The organism is Pantoea sp. Cy-640 (assembly GCF_011752635.1).
GTDB classification, from domain to species: Bacteria; Pseudomonadota; Gammaproteobacteria; order Enterobacterales; family Enterobacteriaceae; genus Pantoea; species Pantoea dispersa.
Window position 1 is genome coordinate 113512 of record NZ_VWXB01000008.1, and the last position, 18867, is coordinate 132378.

Annotated in this window: 15 protein-coding genes, 1 tRNA gene, 1 other RNA gene and 1 riboswitch; of the genes, 4 read left to right on the forward strand and 13 right to left on the reverse strand. The window is 58.3% G+C overall.

Going from position 1 to position 18867, the window contains the following annotated elements; translation table 11 throughout:
- Positions 1-182 precede the first annotated feature (182 nt).
- A complete protein-coding gene (dppA, locus tag F3J36_RS18560) occupies positions 183-1793 on the reverse strand; it encodes a dipeptide ABC transporter periplasmic-binding protein DppA (protein ID WP_166720228.1) in 1611 nt (536 codons plus the stop codon).
- Between the two features lie 570 nt (positions 1794-2363).
- On the opposite strand from dppA, the gene F3J36_RS18565 reads away from it, so the two are divergent.
- Positions 2364-2891 carry a hypothetical protein gene (locus F3J36_RS18565; RefSeq protein WP_166720229.1) on the forward strand — a complete coding sequence of 176 codons (528 nt, stop codon included), beginning with the start codon at positions 2364-2366 and terminating at the stop codon, positions 2889-2891.
- A gap of 171 nt (positions 2892-3062) precedes the next feature.
- On the opposite strand, the gene F3J36_RS18570 is transcribed toward F3J36_RS18565, so the two are convergent.
- The 5 genes from F3J36_RS18570 to F3J36_RS18590 all read right to left on the reverse strand — a co-directional run bounded on the left by F3J36_RS18570 (position 3063) and on the right by F3J36_RS18590 (position 6384).
- Positions 3063-3192: non-coding RNA, RtT sRNA (locus tag F3J36_RS18570), on the reverse strand.
- Positions 3193-3229: 37 nt separating this feature from the next.
- Positions 3230-3306, reverse strand: a tRNA-Pro gene (locus F3J36_RS18575).
- Positions 3307-3430: 124 nt separating this feature from the next.
- Positions 3431-5125 carry a kdo(2)-lipid A phosphoethanolamine 7''-transferase gene (gene eptB / locus F3J36_RS18580; RefSeq protein ID WP_166720230.1) on the reverse strand — a complete coding sequence of 565 codons (1695 nt, stop codon included), beginning with the start codon at positions 5123-5125 and terminating at the stop codon, positions 3431-3433.
- 269 nt (positions 5126-5394) lie between these two features.
- Positions 5395-5823: an organic hydroperoxide resistance protein gene (locus F3J36_RS18585; RefSeq protein WP_021507024.1), complete on the reverse strand. Its 429-nt coding sequence runs from the start codon at positions 5821-5823 to the stop codon at positions 5395-5397.
- 96 nt (positions 5824-5919) lie between these two features.
- Complete coding sequence (locus F3J36_RS18590) at positions 5920-6384, reverse strand: MarR family winged helix-turn-helix transcriptional regulator (RefSeq protein ID WP_010616544.1); 465 nt, start codon at positions 6382-6384, stop codon at positions 5920-5922.
- Between the two features lie 60 nt (positions 6385-6444).
- Here F3J36_RS18590 and F3J36_RS18595 point away from each other — a divergent pair, with 60 nt between their 5' ends.
- Positions 6445-7038: an HD domain-containing protein gene (locus tag F3J36_RS18595; protein WP_166720231.1), complete on the forward strand. Its 594-nt coding sequence runs from the start codon at positions 6445-6447 to the stop codon at positions 7036-7038.
- Positions 7039-7084: 46 nt separating this feature from the next.
- Here F3J36_RS18595 and F3J36_RS18600 read toward each other — a convergent pair whose 3' ends face one another.
- From F3J36_RS18600 to F3J36_RS18630, 7 genes are all read right to left on the reverse strand, one after another.
- A complete protein-coding gene (locus tag F3J36_RS18600; protein WP_021507026.1) occupies positions 7085-7381 on the reverse strand; it encodes an HTH-type transcriptional regulator in 297 nt (98 codons plus the stop codon).
- A 265-nt stretch (positions 7382-7646) separates the two neighbouring features.
- Entirely contained in the window at positions 7647-11246 is a 3600-nt protein-coding gene (gene uca / locus F3J36_RS18605; protein ID WP_166720232.1) for an urea carboxylase, read from the reverse strand.
- A gap of 80 nt (positions 11247-11326) precedes the next feature.
- Complete coding sequence (locus F3J36_RS18610; RefSeq protein WP_021507029.1) at positions 11327-11962, reverse strand: urea amidolyase associated protein UAAP2; 636 nt, start codon at positions 11960-11962, stop codon at positions 11327-11329.
- Entirely contained in the window at positions 11962-12669 is a 708-nt protein-coding gene (locus F3J36_RS18615; protein ID WP_166720233.1) for an urea amidolyase associated protein UAAP1, read from the reverse strand. Before F3J36_RS18615 ends, F3J36_RS18610 begins: the two co-directional genes overlap by 1 nt.
- A gap of 11 nt (positions 12670-12680) precedes the next feature.
- Complete coding sequence (locus F3J36_RS18620; RefSeq protein WP_166720234.1) at positions 12681-13442, reverse strand: ABC transporter ATP-binding protein; 762 nt, start codon at positions 13440-13442, stop codon at positions 12681-12683.
- A gap of 10 nt (positions 13443-13452) precedes the next feature.
- The gene (locus F3J36_RS18625; protein WP_058771035.1) at positions 13453-14265 is read right to left on the reverse strand and encodes an ABC transporter permease; all 813 of its coding nucleotides are present in this window, start codon (positions 14263-14265) and stop codon (positions 13453-13455) included.
- 14 nt (positions 14266-14279) lie between these two features.
- Positions 14280-15338 carry a putative urea ABC transporter substrate-binding protein gene (locus F3J36_RS18630; protein ID WP_058758070.1) on the reverse strand — a complete coding sequence of 353 codons (1059 nt, stop codon included), beginning with the start codon at positions 15336-15338 and terminating at the stop codon, positions 14280-14282.
- A gap of 63 nt (positions 15339-15401) precedes the next feature.
- Positions 15402-15496, reverse strand: a riboswitch (guanidine-I (ykkC/yxkD leader).
- 270 nt (positions 15497-15766) lie between these two features.
- Here F3J36_RS18630 and F3J36_RS18635 point away from each other — a divergent pair.
- Positions 15767-16483: a DUF3053 domain-containing protein gene (locus F3J36_RS18635; RefSeq protein ID WP_010616539.1), complete on the forward strand. Its 717-nt coding sequence runs from the start codon at positions 15767-15769 to the stop codon at positions 16481-16483.
- A 433-nt stretch (positions 16484-16916) separates the two neighbouring features.
- On the forward strand, positions 16917-18851 hold the full coding sequence (locus F3J36_RS18640) for a PTS mannitol transporter subunit IICBA (protein ID WP_058771034.1): 1935 nt from the start codon (positions 16917-16919) through the stop codon (positions 18849-18851).
- Positions 18852-18867 lie beyond the last annotated feature (16 nt).

Below are 18867 nucleotides of genomic sequence, written 5' to 3' on the forward strand. Positions count from 1 at the left end.
AGCCGGCATAGCCGGACGCGACGCAAGAAGCGCTTCAAAATCCCCGTCATACTTCACGCTGCATCAGCGCAAGGTAGTGAGGGTTTATAAGAAATTAGCCGGAAATAAAGTGCGGAGCACGGGCGGCGAAGGTGCCGCCCGAGGGCCAGCCATGCTGGCCCTGACCGCGATAATCCGAAAGGTTATTCCTGGATGTCGACGTTTTCGAAGTGATGTTTACCTAATGGATCAACCACATAGCCACTCACTTTCTTGCTCACTGGCTCGTACACGGTTGAGTGCGCGATGATCAGTGCTGGCGCCTGGTCGTGCATTACCACCTGCGCCTGCTTGTAGAGCTCAATACGTTTGTTGTGATCGGCTTCAGCACGCGCTGGCTGAATCAGATCTTCAAACGGCTTGTAGCACCAGCGTGAGTAGTTGGAACCGTCTTTCGCTGCCGCGCAACTGAACAGGGTGGCGAAGAAGTTATCCGGATCCCCGTTATCACCGGTCCAGCCCATCATCACGGTCTGGTGTTCACCGGCTTTAGCACGCTTCAGGTACTCGCCCCACTCGAAGGTAACGATTTTGGCTTTCACGCCGATTTTCGCCCAGTCAGCCTGAACCATTTCCGCCATGCGACGGGCGTTCGGGTTGTACGGACGCTGTACCGGCATCGCCCACAGGTCAATGCTGAAGCCATCCGGCATGCCCGCTTCTTTCAGCAGCTCTTTGGCTTTGGCCGGATCGTAAGCGTAGTCTTTGACGTCATTGTTGTAGCCCCACATGGTTGGTGGGATCAGGTTTTTCGCTGCCTGACCGGCGCCCTGATAGACCGCATCAATGATCGCTTGTTTGTTCACCGCCATGGTCAGTGCCTGACGCACTTTGACGTTATCCAGCGGTTTTTTCTCGGTGTTGAAAGACAGGTAACCGACGTTCAGCCCTGGCTGTTCCATCAGGTTGATTTTGGTGTCTTTCTTCATGCTGGCGATATCAGCCGGGTTGGGATACGGCATCACCTGACACTCGCCTTTCTGCAGTTTGGCGTAGCGCACCGAAGCATCTGGCGTGATGGAGAATACCAGACGATCGATTTTTGGCTTGGTGCCCCAGAAGTCCGGGTTGGCTTTGTACAGAATACGTGAGTCTTTCTGGTACTGCTGCAGCACGAACGGACCGGTACCCACCGGGTTGAGGTCCAGTTTTTCTGGCGTGCCGGCTTTCAGCATGTTGTCGGCGTACTCTTTCGACAGGATTGACGCGAAGTCCATGCCAAGGTCGGCGAGGAACGGCGCTTCCGGACGGGTCAACGTGAAGCGTACGGTGTAGTCATCCACTTTTTCGATTTTGGCGATCAGCTTCGGCATGTCCATGCCTTCGAAGTATTCGTAGCTGCCGCCGGAGACACCGTGGTACTTGTTGTTTTTATCGAGCTGGCGCTCGAAGGAGAACACGACGTCATCAGCGTTGAAGGTGCGGGTCGGCTTGAAGTCTTTGGTGGTTTGCCACTTCACGCCCTGACGCAGATGGAAGGTATAGGTTTTACCATCTTCGCTGACGTCCCATTTTTCTGCCAGGCCCGGCTGCAGCTCGGTGGTACCGGTTTTGAACTCAACCAGACGGTTGTAGATCGGTACTGAGCTGGCATCGTAAGTGGTGCCGGATGTGAACAGCTGCGGGTTGAAGCCTTCCGGCGAACCTTCTGAACAGTAAACGAGGGTTTTCGCCTGAACGCCCGCGGCCACGGTCATAGCAATCAGGCTAAGACCGACCTTCAGCATCCTGGATTTGGCCAGGGAGTAGATCATGTTTTGCTCCATTGTGATGTGATGTTGTGTGCGTCGCCCGACCTCTGATTTTTTTATGCGGTTCGGGCAGGTCAGTTATGTAATGACCAAAATGCGAGCGGTTATTGTTGTAGCGCTGACGCCGTGGAACCTGCCAGCGCTGGCCGTCTCTGCATCTTATTGACGCATCAATTTGTCAACAGTTGCAATGAACGTCAATACAACGTGGGGTTATTTACACAGAGTGTGAGTAAGTGCAAGCAACGATAAAAAACAGTGTTTGCACGCTAAGCCAAAATTTAAAAAGGTGATAAAGCGCGCAATGCCGTGTGATTCTCTGGCAATAGCGCCTGATGACAGTGATTATCACCGTTAAAAAACGTCTTAAAGTTGTCGGTAAATGTTGAATATCTGAACGATTCCCCGTGCGTTATGACGTTCAGGCAGCGAAATATGCTGGCGTAATGGCATAAGAAATCAGCAAAAAGCAAAAGCCGGTCATAAGCAGAATGTGTCGCGAATTAAGAGAGTTGCTTTGATGCAGCAAGGGATGAAGAGCGGTGTTGAAGGATAATACGGTTTATCCCGGTGATGATTAATGGAACGCGTAAATTGATGCCTTTGCTTGATGGCTGCCGGGATGTGAGTCTGGTTCAGGTAAAGACCCATCAGATCGCCATGAATGATGGGCGTGGATTCCGGCGCGGCCATCCGGTCGCCATGAATGGCGCCTCTACAGGAGATGTGCTGCTGAATGATGGATGTAGGTTCCGGCGTGGCCATCCGGTCGCCATGAATGGCGCCCCTACAGGGAATGTGCTGCTGAATGATGGACGTAAATTCCAGCGCGGCCGTCCGGTCGCCATGAATGGCGCCCCTACAGCGAATATGCTGATAAATGATGGGCGTGGATTCCGGCGCGGCCGTCCGGTCGCCATGAATGGCGCCCCTACAGGGGGTGCGCTGCTGAATGATGGACGTGGATTCCGGCGCGGCCGTCCAGTCGCCATGAATGGCACCCCTACAGGATTATGTACTTTTGTAGGGTGCGTATTCATACGCACCAGGAAGATGTGCACGGCAGTCAGTAAACCTTCAGCCATCACCGAAGCCGGATAAAGGGTGGAATGCGGGGCCGTGGAGTAAAGCGTCACACGCCAGGGATGGCGTGTGCCGAGCGATCAGGGACGAGACAGCGTCTTTACGGAGCGGCCCCGTATTTCACCCTGAAACTGCAAAAACGACAGACGAAAAAAAACCTGCTTTTTGCAAAGCAGGTTTCTTGAATGATGGTCGGCGAGAGAGGATTACGCTTCTCTGCGAGAAGCGCCCTGCGGGCCGTTGCTGGCGCAACGTTGTCTCGCTGCGCTCGGCTCAAACCTCCTTCGGAGGTTCTCATCCTCTTTTGCTACAGACGAAAAAAAACCTGCTTTTTGCAAAGCAGGTTTCTTAAATGATGGTCGGCGAGAGAGGATTCGAACCTCCGACCCACTGGTCCCAAACCAGTTGCGCTACCAAGCTGCGCTACTCGCCGATGGGGGCGAATATTACTGCCGTGACTTTAGAGCGTCAATCCCTTTTCCCGAAAATCCGCCTGATTGCCTGGAAAGCAAGCAGTGCCTTAAACACCTGCCTGCTCAATAAGATCCAGGCACGAATTACAGCGCTTTCGCACCGCTGGCAGTGGCAGGTGCCTGGCACCAGTTATTCGCTGCTTTAATACCGCCATCCGGCGAGGTATAACCCAGACACCCTAAAATGGTGTCGAACAGCTCAACGTGACGATGGGTTTTGCCGACGCGCTGCTGCGCCTGTAACCGCTCAAAGTTGCTGCGGTTAGTTGGGTCCTGCAAATACTTATCTGATGCCCAGACAATCATCGGCACGCGGAACTGCTCCGGCGGCGCCATCTCGCGCGGCGTACCGTGCAGGTGCATATTTTCGCTGATCGACTCACCGTGGTCCGCGGCATAGAACACAATCGCCTTCTTATCACGCAGCTGATCCAGCACGCTGTCCAGCATGGTATCAACATACAGAATCGAGTTGTCGTAGGCGTTAATCAGCTGAGCTTTGCTGCACTTATCGTCCACGCCTATACACTCAGGCTGATAGCGGGCAAACTCGCGCGGATAACGCTGCGAATAGAGATAGTGCGAACCTTTCGTGTGCAACACCACCAGATGCTTGCCTTTCGGGAAGCGCTGCAGTGAAGCCTGCAGTTCCGGCACCAGCAGCATATCGTCCACCGCTTTGCCCTGATTGCGCTTCTCAGAACCAATCTGCTCGCGGAACGAGAAGTTATTCACATCGGCGTTGTCGTAGAACCACACTTCGCTCTGCATGGCGAACAGCTCGGAGGTGAAGCCCAGCTCTTTCATCACCGCAAAAATGTTCTGCTCTTTCAGCGTACGGCCAGGGTTATCCATGGTGCCGCCCTCGCGCACAAACATGCAGCGCAGCGACAGCTTGGTGGCGGTATCACAGGATTCACCGCGGAATGCCACCAGATTCTTCTCTTTCGATAGCTTCGGCGTGGTATCGCGGTTGTAGCCCAGCATGCCCATGTGATCCCAGCGCGTGGTCTCGCCAATCACAAACACCACATAGGTATCGTCAATGCCAGGCGGCGCTACATAGGTAAACTTCTTCGCCGGATCGAGTAACTCCTGGCTGTCCAGCTTCTCATCCACCTTGGTCCAGGCGAACAGGCCCAGCGCCGCGATCCAGTTCGAAGGCAGATAAGAGTGCGCCACTACGCCGCCATAGCTTGGCAGGTCAATATTGGTGATCTCTTCATTGGCTTTTTGCAGCTTGTCGAAGTAGCGAATCGGCAGCCATACCAGCGCCACGCTCAGCAGCAGGATCACTGTAGGTTTCAGGCGCTGACCGGGGGTTTTCAGCTGTTCAATCAGCGTCAGGCTCAGGTTATTGCGCCAGATCAGTAGCAGCGGCAGTGCGCTCACCAGCACCATCCACAGCACAAAGTGCAGCCCGATAACCTCTTTAGAGAGATCGACATCGGTGGTCATGACCGACGCCACGATGCCGTAACCGATCACCACGTTAAAGAACGCCATGTAATAGGCGGCGGCCACAGAAATCACCACCAGCAGGCTGGCGATCACGCGATAAAACCATTTGCCACCCAGCGACAGCAGTCGCATCAGGAAGAAGGTCAGCAGTACGGCCGCGGTCACTTCCGCCGCGGCGGATAACCAATTGGTGACGGTGGATTTCGTTAAGAAGCCGTCAAAACGGCGATAAAAAATTGGCAAATTCAATAAGATGCCAAGATAGAGCGCCAGCAAAAGCGACAACTTTTGCTGCGTTAAACTTTTAATGTAATTCATATAAATTTCTGTTCCCGACCTGGTGTCGATGCTTCAACCGTAAATGTGACTGTGCAAAGAGCGTAAGGTTCGCTTGCGTAGCAGAAAAGCGTGACCTGGCGAGTAGGATCGGGACGAATCTGAACCCAAATAATTACGATGATGCACGGAGCGCAGCAGTAGAACATTTAACCAATGGTAAGACCAGAAAATTCTTTAGTTCGATGGGATGCGGGATGGTGTTCGTGATAAAAAAGGCCCCCGCAGGAGCCTTTTATGCATGCATCAACTTAGTTGATGATATTCAGCGTCACGTCGATGTTGCCGCGCGTCGCGTTTGAGTACGGACAAACAATGTGTGCCGCATCAACCAGCTTCTGCGCTTCCGCCGCGTCCATCTCTGGCAGATGGATATTCAGTTTTGCTTCAATGCCAAAACCGGTGGGGATAGGGCCAATCCCTACTTCGCCCTCAATCCACGCGTCTTTTGGCATGGCGATTTTGTCGCGGCCGGCGACAAATTTCATCGCGCCGAGGAAGCAGGCAGAGTAGCCGGCAGCAAACAGCTGCTCCGGGTTCGTCACCTCGCCGCCCGCGCCGCCCATCTCTTTTGGAACGCCCAGCTTCACGTCCAGCACGTTATCAGACGAGGTGGCGCGGCCATCGCGGCCACCGGTTGCTTTGGCTTTGGCGGTGTAAATTACTTTTTCTAAAGACATCATAACCTCACTATTCGCTATACAATCGCGTGCTATTTATAAGGCACAGGGGAAAACTTCACTCTCAGGATGCCGCCGCAGCGACATCCCTGATGCTCAGGTGGCGCGATTCAGGTTGCCGCGCAGATCGTCCAGCTGCTGTTTCAGCGCCGCCATGGTGTCGGTATCGCAGGCGGTCGCGCACTGTACCGCTTCCGGAATGCTGGCGGCTTTTTCCTGCAGCGCACGTCCCTGGTCGGTCAGCGTGACCACGACCTGGCGCTCATCCTGACGCGAACGCTGGCGGCGCAGCAGACCAGCGCTCTCCAGTCGTTTCAGCAGTGGCGTCAGGGTGGCCGAATCGAGAAACAGCTTTTCACCAATCTCCGATACCGTCAGATCATCCTGATGCCACAGCACCAGCATCACCAGATATTGCGGATAGGTGATCTCCAGCGCCGCCAGCAGCTGGCGATAGACTTTATGCATCGCCAGGTTCGCCGAATAGAGCGCGAAACACAGATGCTGATCAAGCTGGAGTGGCGCAGGCTTCACTTTTTTGTCATCTTGATTACTGTTCATGCGACTCAATATAGATAGCGCGCTAGATAATTGCAAGCAACTTTTTCCTGGAGTGTGAAGATGCGTGATTCACTGGAAGAGCAGGCGCGCCGTTATGCCACGCAGGCACATGCCGATGCGGGCCAGCGTCGTAAATACACCGACGAACCCTATATTGTGCATCCGGCTGCCGTCGCGGAGCTGGTGCGCAGCGTCAGCGATGACGAAGCGATGATCGCTGCCGCCTGGCTGCACGACACGGTGGAGGACACCGCCAGTACTTTACAGGATATTGAAGAACACTTTGGTGCGCGCGTTGCACATCTGGTGGACATGCTTACCGACAGCGCCCAGCCGCAGGCGAAAAATCGTACCGCCCGTAAGCTGGCACACTTTCGCCACACTGCCGAAGCCTCGCCCGAGGCGCAAACCATCAAGCTGGCCGATATCATCGATAACACCCGTGCCATCGTGCAGTTCGATCCCAATTTTGCCCGGGTTTACCTGGTCGAGAAACAGATTCAGATTCAGCTGTTACAGCAGGGCGATCGGCGTTTGTGGCAGCAGGCGAATCACATCATTGAACAGGGCATCGCGCAGCTGGCGAAACCGCCGTACTGCGTGCCGGAGAGCTGGTTTGTCAAACAGGCGGCGAAATACGGTGGCTTAAGCTGAAAAAAACCCGCCGTGCAGGCGGGTCACAGAGAACCGATAGTCGGCGTTATTCCAGCAGCTGTCGGCCCAGATACGGATTGGCCTGCAGCAGTTTCATCAGTTTGCGAGCCGTGGCGGATGGGCGCGTACGTTGCGCTTCCCAGCTTTTTACTGACGAGACGCTCACCCCCATCACGCGGGCGAATTCATCCACCTGCATGCCGGTCATCTCGCGTAAACGCTGCGGTTCGGGAACGGAAACGGTATTGAGTGCAATTTCTGATACGGGAGTCTGTGCATCACGTGTCAAAACAATTTGCTCAAGACTGCTGAGTAATTCGACCATTGGATCTTTTATTTCCATAGAGAACTCCTTAAAACTCACTATGAAGCACGTGAAAGTAGAGAGGTAAGCGCCACCAGGCGCTGAAACCGGCCTTATCAGGCTGTATCCCGAAACAGTTTTCCCTTATCAGGGCGAAAATAGTGTTTTAATGAAACCGTTACGGGACACAGCCTGTTGCACACTGCGAAAAGATGTCAGGGCAATGCAACATTGAACCGGGTCTCTAAGTATGGGTCAGATCCCCGGCTTTGCTGCCTGTTTCCTGATTATTTTTTCTTCTTTCTTATACTGCAAACGGATCGATCACCATAAGTAACTGACCCGCCTGCACTTGCTGCCCGGCCTGGCGTTGCAGGCTGTGGATTTTGCCACTGACCGGCGCCACGATCGGGATTTCCATCTTCATGGATTCGAGAATGCCTACCGTGGCACCCGCGGTTACGTCACTGCCTTCCGCCACCAGCCATTGCCACACGCTGCCCGCCACCTGGCTCTCCACGCTGTGGCAGCCCGCCGGCACCACCACTTCCTCGCTGCTCTGCGCCTGCAGCTGGCTGTCGAAGGTGAACTGGCCATCGGCGCGCCAGCGTGCCAGCTCGGCGTCAAACGCCTGCTGACGCTGCTGCTGGAATGCGTCGATCTCCGTCGCCTGGGCAGTCAGCAGCGCCTGATAGTCGGCGAGGCGAAATTCTCCGGCTTCCACGCGCAGCGGATAATCGCCCCACGGGAAACGTTCGCGGATTTGCAGCAGTTCGTCGGCACTGACCGGATAAAAACGGATTTGGTCGAAGAAACGCAGCAGCCACGGCTGGGTAAAGGCGCTGGTGCGGCGATCGCGATTCCACATCTGCAGCGTACGTCCGACGAACTGATAGCCACCCGGCCCTTCCATGCCATAAACACACAGATACGCGCCGCCGATGCCCACCGAGTTTTCCGCTGTCCAGGTGCGCGCCGGATTGTATTTGGTGGTCACCAGGCGGTGTCGCGGATCGAGTGGCGTCGCCACCGGTGCGCCGAGATAGACATCGCCCAGCCCCATCACCAGATACGAGGCGCTGAACACAATCTGTTTCACCGCCTCCACGCTATCGAGCCCGTTAATGCGCCGGATAAACTCAATGTTGCTCGGGCACCAGGGCGCATTCGGACGCACCGACTGGCTATAGCGTGTCACGGCTTCACGGCAGGCGGCATCATCCCAGCTGAACGGCAGCCACACGGTGCGCGATGGCACAGCCGCGTCGGCGAGGTCGCCCAGCAGATTATCAGCGTGCAAAATTTGCGCCAACAGCTCACTTCTTGCGCACTGCTGCGCATCATAATGCACCTGTAACGAGCGGATGCCGGGCGTCAGCTCCAGCTGACCCGCCAGCGGATGCGCCTCCAGCCACTGCATGAGGGCGTGAACGCGGAAACGCAGCGCAATGTCCAGCGTCAGCGCGCCATACTCCACCAGCAGAAAACGGTCACCCGCGGCGCGCACGCACAGTGCAGGCCGCCCGGCGGTTGCTGCATGCTGGTGCAAGATCGGATCGATCAGCGGCAGTGCTGGCGCCACGCACATCGCTTCCGCTTGCAGGTGCGCGATCTCGCGACGCTGCGCCTGCGCCAGACGATCGGCATCAGCAAGGGCGATCGGCACAAAGCGCAGTCGATCGCCCGCTTTGAGCTGGCCCAGCTTCCACAGATCGGCGTCGATCACCGTCGCCGGACAGACAAAGCCGCCCAGCGAAGGGCCGTCCGGACCAAGGATCACCGGCATATCACCGGTAAAATCCACCGTGCCAAAGGCATAGGCGTTGTCGTGAATATTGGACGGATGCATGCCCGCCTCGCCGCCGTCGCTGCGTGCCCAGTCAGGTTTCGGGCCGATCAGCCGAATCCCGGTGCGGCTGGAGTTGTAGTGCACCTGCCACTCGGCAGCGAAAAATTCGCTTATATCGTCATCGGTAAAAAAGGCGGGTGCGCCGTGCGGACCATAAATAACGCGCAGCTGCCATTCACCGTTAAGCGGCGGCAGCAGCGTCTCAGGCAGGCGCGCCGCCGCAGCCTGACGCGGCGCGGCCAGCTGCAGCACGTCGCCGGCGCGCAGCGCCCGCCCGGCGTGACCGCCAAACTTACCCAGCGTAAAGGTACTGCGGCTGCCCAGATAGCGCGGCGTATCCAGCCCGCCCGCCAGCAGCAGATAGCTGCGGCAGCCGTCGCGCACGTCGCCCAGCGTCAGGGTTTGCCCGGCCTGCGCATGCAGCACCTGATGCATCGCCAGCGGCTGGCTGTCGAGGGTGGCCGCCAGCGGCGCGCCGCTCAGTACAAAGCTGCATGCCTGATTAAAGCGCAGCGTCGGGCCGCGCAGCGTGATTTCCAGCCCGGCCGCCTGGGCCTCATTACCCAGCAGGCGATTGCCGAGCTGGAAGGCGCGGCTGTCGAACGGCCCGGAAGGCGGTACGCCGACGTGCCAGTAGCCGACGCGGCCCGGCGCATCCTGCACCGTGGTGAGCGTACCGCCGCTGAGGATATCCAGCGTTGGCGGCTGCCACGTCACGCTGCCGAGCGTGGCGGTAATAATGCGCCCCTGCTGCACGTCTGGCAGCGTACAGAGCTGACGCAGCCAGCGCAGGTTGGTTTCGATGCCGTACAGCTCACTTTGCGCCAGCGCCGCGATCATGCCATCAAGCGCGCGCTGGCGATCGGCCGCGTGCACGAGGATCTTCGCCAGCATCGGATCGTAAAACGGTGAAACTTCCATGCCGCTCTCAACGCTGCTGTCGATGCGCAGCGTAGCGTGATCGAGCGCCGTCGGGAACTGCACGTGGCTGAGCAGTCCGGCGCTCGGCTGAAACTGCTTCGCCGGATCCTCAGCGTACAGCCGCACCTGAATGGCATGGCCCTGCGCCACCGGTTGTAGCGTCGCCAGCGGCGGCAAACGCTGCTGCGCCAGTTCGACCATCCAGCGCACCAGATCCACGCCGTATACCAGTTCAGTGACGCCATGCTCGACCTGCAGGCGGGTATTCACTTCGAGGAACCAGAATTGCTGGCTGACCTCATCGTAGACATACTCCACCGTGCCGGCGCTGCGATAGTTAACCGCGCGCGCCAGCCGTACGGCGGTGGCCTGCAACTGCGCGCGCACCGCATCGCTGAGCCGCGGCGCGGGGGTCTCCTCCAGCACCTTCTGATTTCGGCGCTGCGCCGAGCAGTCGCGTTCGCCCAGCGCAATCACGTTGCCGTGGCCATCGCCAAAAATCTGTACTTCGATATGGCGCGCCCGGGCGATAAATTTCTCTAAGAAGACGCCATCGTCGGCGAAGTTGTTGCCTGCCAGCCGCTTCACGCGGGTAAAGGCTTCCTCCAGCTCGTCCGCGCTGTTGCAGCGCTGCATCCCAATGCCGCCCCCGCCGGCGGTGCTTTTCAGCATCACCGGATAGCCAATCTGTTGCGCGGCGGCCTGTGCCTGCTGCAGGGAGGTCAGCAGGCCGCTGCCCGGCAGCAGTGGCACCGCGTTCTGCTCAGCCAGTTCGCGCGCACGATGTTTCAGGCCAAACGCCCGCATCTGCGCCGCATCCGGCCCGAGAAAATGCAGGCCTGCTGCTTCGCAGCGCGTGACGAACTCCGGTTTTTCACTGAGAAAGCCATAGCCCGGATGCAGCGCCTGTGCGCCGCTCTGCGCGGCAATCGCCAGCAGTTTGTCCTGGTTGAGATAGGTGTCGCGCACCTGGCCCTCGCCCAGCGACCAGGCTTCATCGGCCAGCCGCACGTGGCGCGCATGGCGATCGGCTTCGGCATAGACGGCAATCGCCCGGATATTCATGGCCTGCAGGGTACGGATGATACGCACGGCAATCGCGCCACGGTTGGCAATCAATACGCGATCAATCATGACTGAATACTCTTATTGCGGCAGGTCGTCCTGCACCAGCTGTGACGGCGTAAAACGGGTCGTCCCGTTGCGTCAGAGAATCACCACACGCTGACGGCAATCGGCGTCGGGTTGTAACCGTTGCAGGGATTGTTGAGCTGTGGACAGTTGGAGATCAGCACCAGAATGTTCATCTGCGCCACCATCTCAACATACTTACCCGGCGCGGAGATGCCATCGGCAAACGTCAGGCCGCCGTCGTGGGTCACCGGCACATTCATAAAGAAGTTAATGTTGTGCGTGATATCGCGGCGCGTCAGGCCAGACTCCGGATGCGCGGCGACCGCCAGCATCCAGCTGTCGCGGCAGGAGTGCATGTGGCGCTTTTCGAGGTCATAACGCACCGTATTACTCTCGCACGAGCAGGCGCCGCCGAGCGTATCGTGACGGCCACAGGTATCGGCGGTGATGGTCAGCATCGGCCGATCAAGATTAGAACGCAGCACGCTGCCGGCCGTGAGAAACACGTTGTGCTGGCCACGCAGCGTCTCGCTCATGCTGTAGCGCTCGGCGGTATCGTCGGCGTTGAAAAACAGCGTATCCGCCGCCTGATTGCCTTCCAGATCGGTAATGCGCAGCGTTTCTCCAGCGGCAATGCGCTGCAGCCAGTAATCACCGGCGTCGATCTGCTGTTGCAGACGCGCCTGCGCCGGGTTTCGTTCACTCTCTTTGATCATCACACTTCTCCCTGCAGTTGATAGAGGGCGTTATTGCGCAGGCCGCGCTGGTTTTCCGCGCGCTGCAGACAGATTTCCGGCAGCGGCGCGCGCTGCGCATCCAGCGTTAGCTGCAGCGGCTGGCACGGATAATCGCTCGCCGGGCTGAGCGGGTGCGGACAGGTGTGCAGCAGCACCAGCGTGTCCATGGCGAAACGCAGCCGAACCTGCGCGCCGGCTTCGCCCTGCCGCTCCAGCGTTAAGCGCCCGCTGTCATCGGCGCGTACCTGCGCAAACAGATTGAGGCAGGCCGCCATGTCGCGCTGGCCAAGGCCATATTTCGCCAGCTCGACCAGGAAGCTGTCGTAGCCGTTTTGATGGCGCAGGTTGCGCGCCTGCTGATAGTCGCTGACCCCATAGCGCGCGGCCGTTTGTGCCGCGTTCAGCGTGCCGCACACGCTCTCGTGCCAGCCGAAACTGTCGTGTTCAATGCCGCAGAAAATGCGCCCCATGTCCGAGTAGAGACAGTGGCCGGCGGTGAGCCGAAAAGTGTGCTGGCACTTGAGCGTGTCCGGCGCGTTGTAGCGCTCCAGCAGGTTTTCCGGGTTATAAAACAGCAGGCTGGCGCTGGCGCCGCCCTCCACATCGGTCAGCGTCAGCGCGCTGCCGCTGCGCATGACAAATGACCAGTGCGCCCCGGCGGGCAGCAGGGTTTGGTATGGCTGCATCGTGCTCTCCTTTAAGCCACCTGCGTTGCGGACAGCACTTCAGCGGCGGGCTGAGTGCGATCCAGCGGCAGGTCGTAAGTGATAGTGGCGCCCCAGGCTTGCGGCGCGTGCGGATCGTGGCGCAGTTTGTCGAACACCAGCAGGCGTGACGCGAGGCTGAAGCCCTCTTTCAGATCGTGGGTAATCATGAAAATGGTCAGATGATGCTGCTGCCACAGCTGGGTAATCAGCTGATGCATCTCGCTGCGAATACCGGGATCGAGCGCGCCAAAAGGTTCATCCAGCAGCAGAATGCGCGGCTGTTTCATCAGCGCCTGCGCCAGGGCCAGACGTTGCTGCATGCCGCCCGACAGCTGATGCGGATATTTGCTCTGCGCCTGTTCCAGTCCGACCTGCGCCAGCATTGCCTGCGCGCGCTGACGAATCGCCTGACGTTTGCGCCCCCAGACGCGTCCCAGCCAGCGTGCGCTGCTGAACTCGTCGGCCAGCATCACGTTGCCGAGCACCGTCAGATGCGGAAACACCGAGTAGCGCTGAAACACCACGCCGCGATGGGCATCCGGCTCGTCGGGAATCGGTGCGCCATCCAGCAGCAGCTCGCCTTTGGTCGGCGCTTCGGTGCCGAGCAGCATATTCAGAAACGTGGTTTTGCCGCAGCCGGAGGCGCCGACAATCGCCACGAACTCGCCGCGCTCGACCTCTATATTCAGCCGCTCCAGCACCACCTGATCGCCGTAGTGTTTTTCCAGATTTTTCAGTTGCAGTAAGGGCATCGCGCGCTCCTTATTTGGCGTGATACCACGGCCAGCAGCGTCGGCTGACGAGCCGCAGCAGCAGGTCGAGGGCAAAGGCCAGCAGGGTGATCCATGCCACGTACGGCAGAATCACATCCATGGCCAGATAGCGGCGCATCAGGAAGATGCGATAACCGAGGCCTTCCGTGGCCGCAATCGCTTCGGCAGCAATCAGGAACAGCCACGCCGAACAGAGCGACAGCCGCACCGCATCGCACAGGCGCGGCATCAGCTGCGGCAGAATCACCCGCCACAGAATCTGCGCGCTATGCGCACCCAGCGTCTGCGCTTTGACCAGCTGCTCCTGCGGGATTTTCTGCACCTGCAGCTGCAGATCGCGGGCGATCAGCGGCGTGATGCCGATAACGATCAGCACCACTTTGGAGACTTCGCCAAGGCCAAAGCAGATAAACAGAATGGGCAGAATCGCCAGCGGCGGCACCAGCGCAAACAGCGTCACCAGCGGCGCCAGCACCGCGCGCACCACCGGCAGCGCGCCGGTGAACAGGCCGATTGCCAGCGCCAGCAGCGCGCTGATAGCAACGCCACTCAGCAAACGCAGCAGGCTGGCGGCGGTATCGCTCCACAGCAGATACTCGCCGGTGCGCGGGCTGGGCTGAAACGCCATCCGGCTGATGGCCTCGCCCATGGCGTTGAATCCCGGCAGCAGTTTGTCTGCCGCGTTCAGGCTGAGGCGCGCATCCGACGCGAACAGATAGACCAGCAGCACCGCCAGCAGCGGCAGAATGCCAAGCAGCAGGCGGCCGAGCGGCAGCGGTTGGTAGTTGATCAATTTACGCATCGGCAGCGCCTCGCTTACAGCTGACCGGCAGCGGCCAGTTTGGTGAAGGTGTCGGTAAAGCGCAGTTTGATGTTGCCGGCATCGCCCCAGTTACCGGCCGGGGTAGCGACCCCTACCGCATCGGCCCCCGGCGCGCCTTCGCCCAGCAGGCCGTGTTTAAAGGAGAATTCGGCCACCAGCTGCATCGTGGCTTTCAGCTGCGGGCTGTCGACAAAATCCAGCGTGGTTTTGGCATCGCTGAACAGGTGTGTTGCGGCAAGCTGCTGATCAAAACCGGCCAGATCGGTACCGGATGCCTGCGCCATCTGCGTGCGCGCCGCTTTGGCACTGTCGCTTTGTCCGGCCATGCTGTGCAGCGTCTCGTACCAGGCGCCGGTCAGCGCTTTGCCGAGCTGAGGATATTTGTTGAGCGTGGCGGTGTTAACTACCAGCAGGTCGAGGATTTCGCCCGGGATCTGCGCCGAGGAGAACACCAGATGGCTGTCCGGCTGCTTCTCTGCTTCCGCCAGCAGCGGATTCCACGTGACGATGGCGTTAACGTCAGCAGTGCCAAACGCCGCCACCAGATCGGCATCGGCGGTGTTAACCACCCTGACGTCTTTCTCGCTCATGCCGGATTTCTCCAGCGCGCGCGCCAGCAGATAGTGTGAGACCGAGAGTTCGACGAGGTTGATGGGTTTGCCTTTCAGCGCGCTGACGCTGTCCGCGCCTTTAAGCAGAATGCCGTCGTTGCCGTTAGAGTAGTCGCCGACAATCAGCGCGGTGCTGTCGACGCCGCCAGTGGCCGGAATGGTCAGCGCATCCATATTGGTCATGGTGCAGCCGTCAAAGCCACCTGCGGTGTACTGATTGACCGACTCGATATAGTCGTTAACCTGCACAAACTGAATATCGATGCCGTACTTATCGGCCCACTTTTTCACGATGCCGCTTTGCTGGGCGTAATCCCACGGCATCCAGCCAGCGTAGATGGACCAGCAAAGCTTAAAGGAAGGTTTAGCGGCGGCCAGCGACGGAACGCTGAACAGGGCGACGCTGCAAATCAGTAGCAGACGCAGACAGGCTTTAATCATGATGATTCCTCTGGCGTTAACGGACGAAAATCAGGCAGGAGGCGGCGAGCAACGTTCTCGCTTTCCTCCCGGGCTTTTTTCCCGCCGTGTAACCGTCAGAGGACGGTCGGTCACTCTCGGACCAGCATCTCGCGATCGGAACCCTAGTGACCCATTGCAAATTGTGTGGCGACGTCGGTTGCCCGCGATCGCTCCTGCATCTGCCAGAAAGCAGGCAATATCAATGCCAGGTTGCTATCAGCCTGAATTACATGCGTTATTGCACAGCGCTGCGCTTGCAGGCAGGCTGCGCTGCACAGTTGTGCAGCAGGCACGCACCAGCGTGAAGCACTGCAGACCAGCCGTTGTACAGCCGGGGCCATTGCACTATTCTTTAGGACCTTTCCCAGCGAATCGAATTTAGCCATCGTCACAACAGGAGTTGAATTATGGCGTCAGGAATTTCCCGCATCTGGATGCGTAGCGGCATGCTGCTGACCGGCGTGCTACTTGTGCTGCAGCTTACCGCCTGCGGCGATAAAGAGGGCGATCAGCGCAAAGCCTTTACTGATTTTCTGCAAAACACCGTGATGCGCAGCGGTGAACATCTGCCCAGCCTGAGCGAAAACCAGAAGCAAACCTTCGGTAACTACGCCAGTGATTACGCCATCCTGTATGGCTTCTCGCAGCAGGTGAATCAGGCGGTGGATCAGGGCATGCGCCCGGTGGTTGATGAGCTGGCGGCCATTCGCGTGCCGCAGGATTACCTGACGCGCCGCGACAGCCTGCGCCAGGCGAGCGGCAATCTGAGCGTGCTGACGCAGCAGATTCAGAGCGCCAAAATGCAGGCCGACAGCAGCAAAGCCACGCTGAAGCAGCCGGACGATCTGAAGAAAGTGTACGACAGCGTGTACGCCAAAGTGGTGACGCAGCCAGCCAGCACGCTGATTCCGCTGCTGCCGCAGCTGCAGGCGCTGAGCCAGTCGGCAGTTCAGGCCGGCGATTATCTGCAGTCGCAGGGCGCACGCGTCAGCTTCAATGACGGCGGCGTTCAGTTCCCGACGCAGGAGCAGGCCACGCAGTACAACACGCTGATGAGTAATCTCGCCAGCAATACGCAGGCGCTGACCCAGGCACAAAATGCCGTACAGGGTGGTTTGCAGTAAGCCGCTCAGCGGGCAGTTCTCCCCTGCCCGCTTTTTCAGATTTTCGTCACTTCCTTACATCGCCTTTTTCTGTCAGCACAGAGTGTGATCTGGCGCATTTTCAACCAAAAATAGTTTGTGATCTCAATCACATTTGTGAAACAAACCGGCCCAGATGAAAGGTGATTTTTGTCACATTTCTACCGCTAATGCGCGCATTTTTTCGCCGGCGTTGCTTTCTTACAGGGTATTTTTGTGATCAAAGTCACCTTTAATCCCCCTGCCCACCCCAACTTAGCGTGATATGTATCACACTTTTTCCTGACGCTACGCAGTGTAATCAACTAGTGCTAGAGTCCGCGTGCATACAGTAATGCCACGGCCCCCGCCGTAACGTCTTAACAAAAACAAACGCGCTCTCTTATTGCAGCGCGTCTCAATAAGGGGTGGGTTTATGTCCTCATCAGTCAAGGTCAAGGTTCAGAGCTTTGGTCGCTTTCTGAGTAATATGGTGATGCCAAACATCGGTGCGTTTATCGCCTGGGGTATCATCACAGCACTGTTCATTCCAACCGGATGGATTCCTAACGAAACGCTGGCCAAGCTGGTCGGCCCGATGATTACCTACCTGCTGCCGTTGCTCATCGGCTTCACCGGTGGTCGTCTGGTGGGTGGCGATCGCGGCGGCGTGGTCGGTGCCATCACCACCATGGGCGTGATCGTCGGTGCCGATATGCCGATGTTCCTTGGCTCGATGATTGCCGGTCCGCTGGGCGGCTGGGCGATCAAGTCGTTTGACCGCGCGGTTGACGGCAAAATCAAAAGCGGCTTCGAGATGCTGGTTAACAACTTCTCGGCCGGTATTATCGGTATGCTGCTGGCGCTGCTGGCCTTCCTCGCTATCGGTCCGCTGGTAGAAGGTCTGTCACACATTCTCGCCGCCGGCGTAAACCTGATGGTGCAGAACAACCTGCTGCCGCTGACCTCAATCTTTGTTGAACCGGCGAAAATCCTGTTCCTCAATAACGCCATCAACCACGGTATCTTCTCGCCGCTGGGTATCCAGCAGGCCAGCGAAGCGGGCAAATCGATCTTCTTCCTGATTGAAGCGAACCCGGGTCCGGGTATGGGCGTGCTGGTTGCTTATATGATCTTCGGCCGCGGCAGCGCCAAGCAGTCGGCGGGCGGTGCAGCGATCATCCACTTCCTTGGCGGTATCCACGAAATTTACTTCCCGTACGTGCTGATGGCGCCGCGCCTGCTGCTGGCAGTAATTCTCGGTGGTATGACCGGCGTGTTCACCCTGACGCTGCTGAACGGCGGTCTGGTATCACCGGCCTCACCAGGTTCGATTCTGGCCGTGCTGGCGATGACGCCAAAAGGCGCTTACTTCGCTAACATCGCGGCTATCGTTGCGGCTTTCGCCGTCTCCTTCGTGGTCTCCTCGATTCTGCTGAAAACCAGCAAAGTAAAAGAAGAAGACGACATTGAAGCAGCGACCCAGCGCATGAAAGACATGAAAGCGCAGTCAAAAGGCCAGGCCGTTGCCGGTTCACCGGTGGTTGCCGATGCCAGCAGCGTTGACGTCAGCCACGTGCGCAAAATCATCGTCGCCTGTGATGCCGGTATGGGCTCCAGCGCGATGGGCGCAGGCGTGCTGCGCAAGAAGGTGCAGGATGCAGGCCTGAGCAATATCTCTGTGACCAACAGCGCGATTAACTCGCTGCCGGGCGATGTTGATCTGGTGATTACTCACCGCGATCTGACCGAACGTGCGATGCGTCAGGCGCCACAGGCGCAGCACATCTCGCTGAACAACTTCCTCGACAGCGCGCTGTACACCAACCTTACCGAGCGTCTGGTGGCAGCGAACCGCAGCGAAGCCCACCGTGAAACGGTGCAGACCGCGCTGGCAGACAGCTATGACGACGGCAGCGCGCACCTGTTCAAACTGGGCGCTGATAACGTGTTCCTCGGCCTGAGCGCCAGCAATAAAGAGCAGGCGATTCGCTTCGCCGGCGAGCAGCTGGTGAAAGGCGGCTACGTGCAGCCGGAATATGTTGAAGCGATGCTGGCACGCGAGCAGCTGACGCCAACTTACCTCGGTGAATCCATCGCTGTGCCGCACGGCACCGTCGAAGCCAAAGACCGCGTGCTGAAAACCGGCGTGGTATTCTGCCAGTATCCGGCCGGCGTGCAGTTTGGCGATGAGCCGGACGAAGTCGCGCGACTGGTGATTGGTATTGCCGCACGCAATAACGAACACATTCAGGTGATCACCAGCCTGACCAATGCGCTCGACGACGACAGCGTAATTGAGAAGCTGGCGAACACCACCAGCGTGCAGGACGTGCTGGATCTGCTGTCTGGCAGCACTGCCAACGCGTAATTCGCGGTTTTAACTT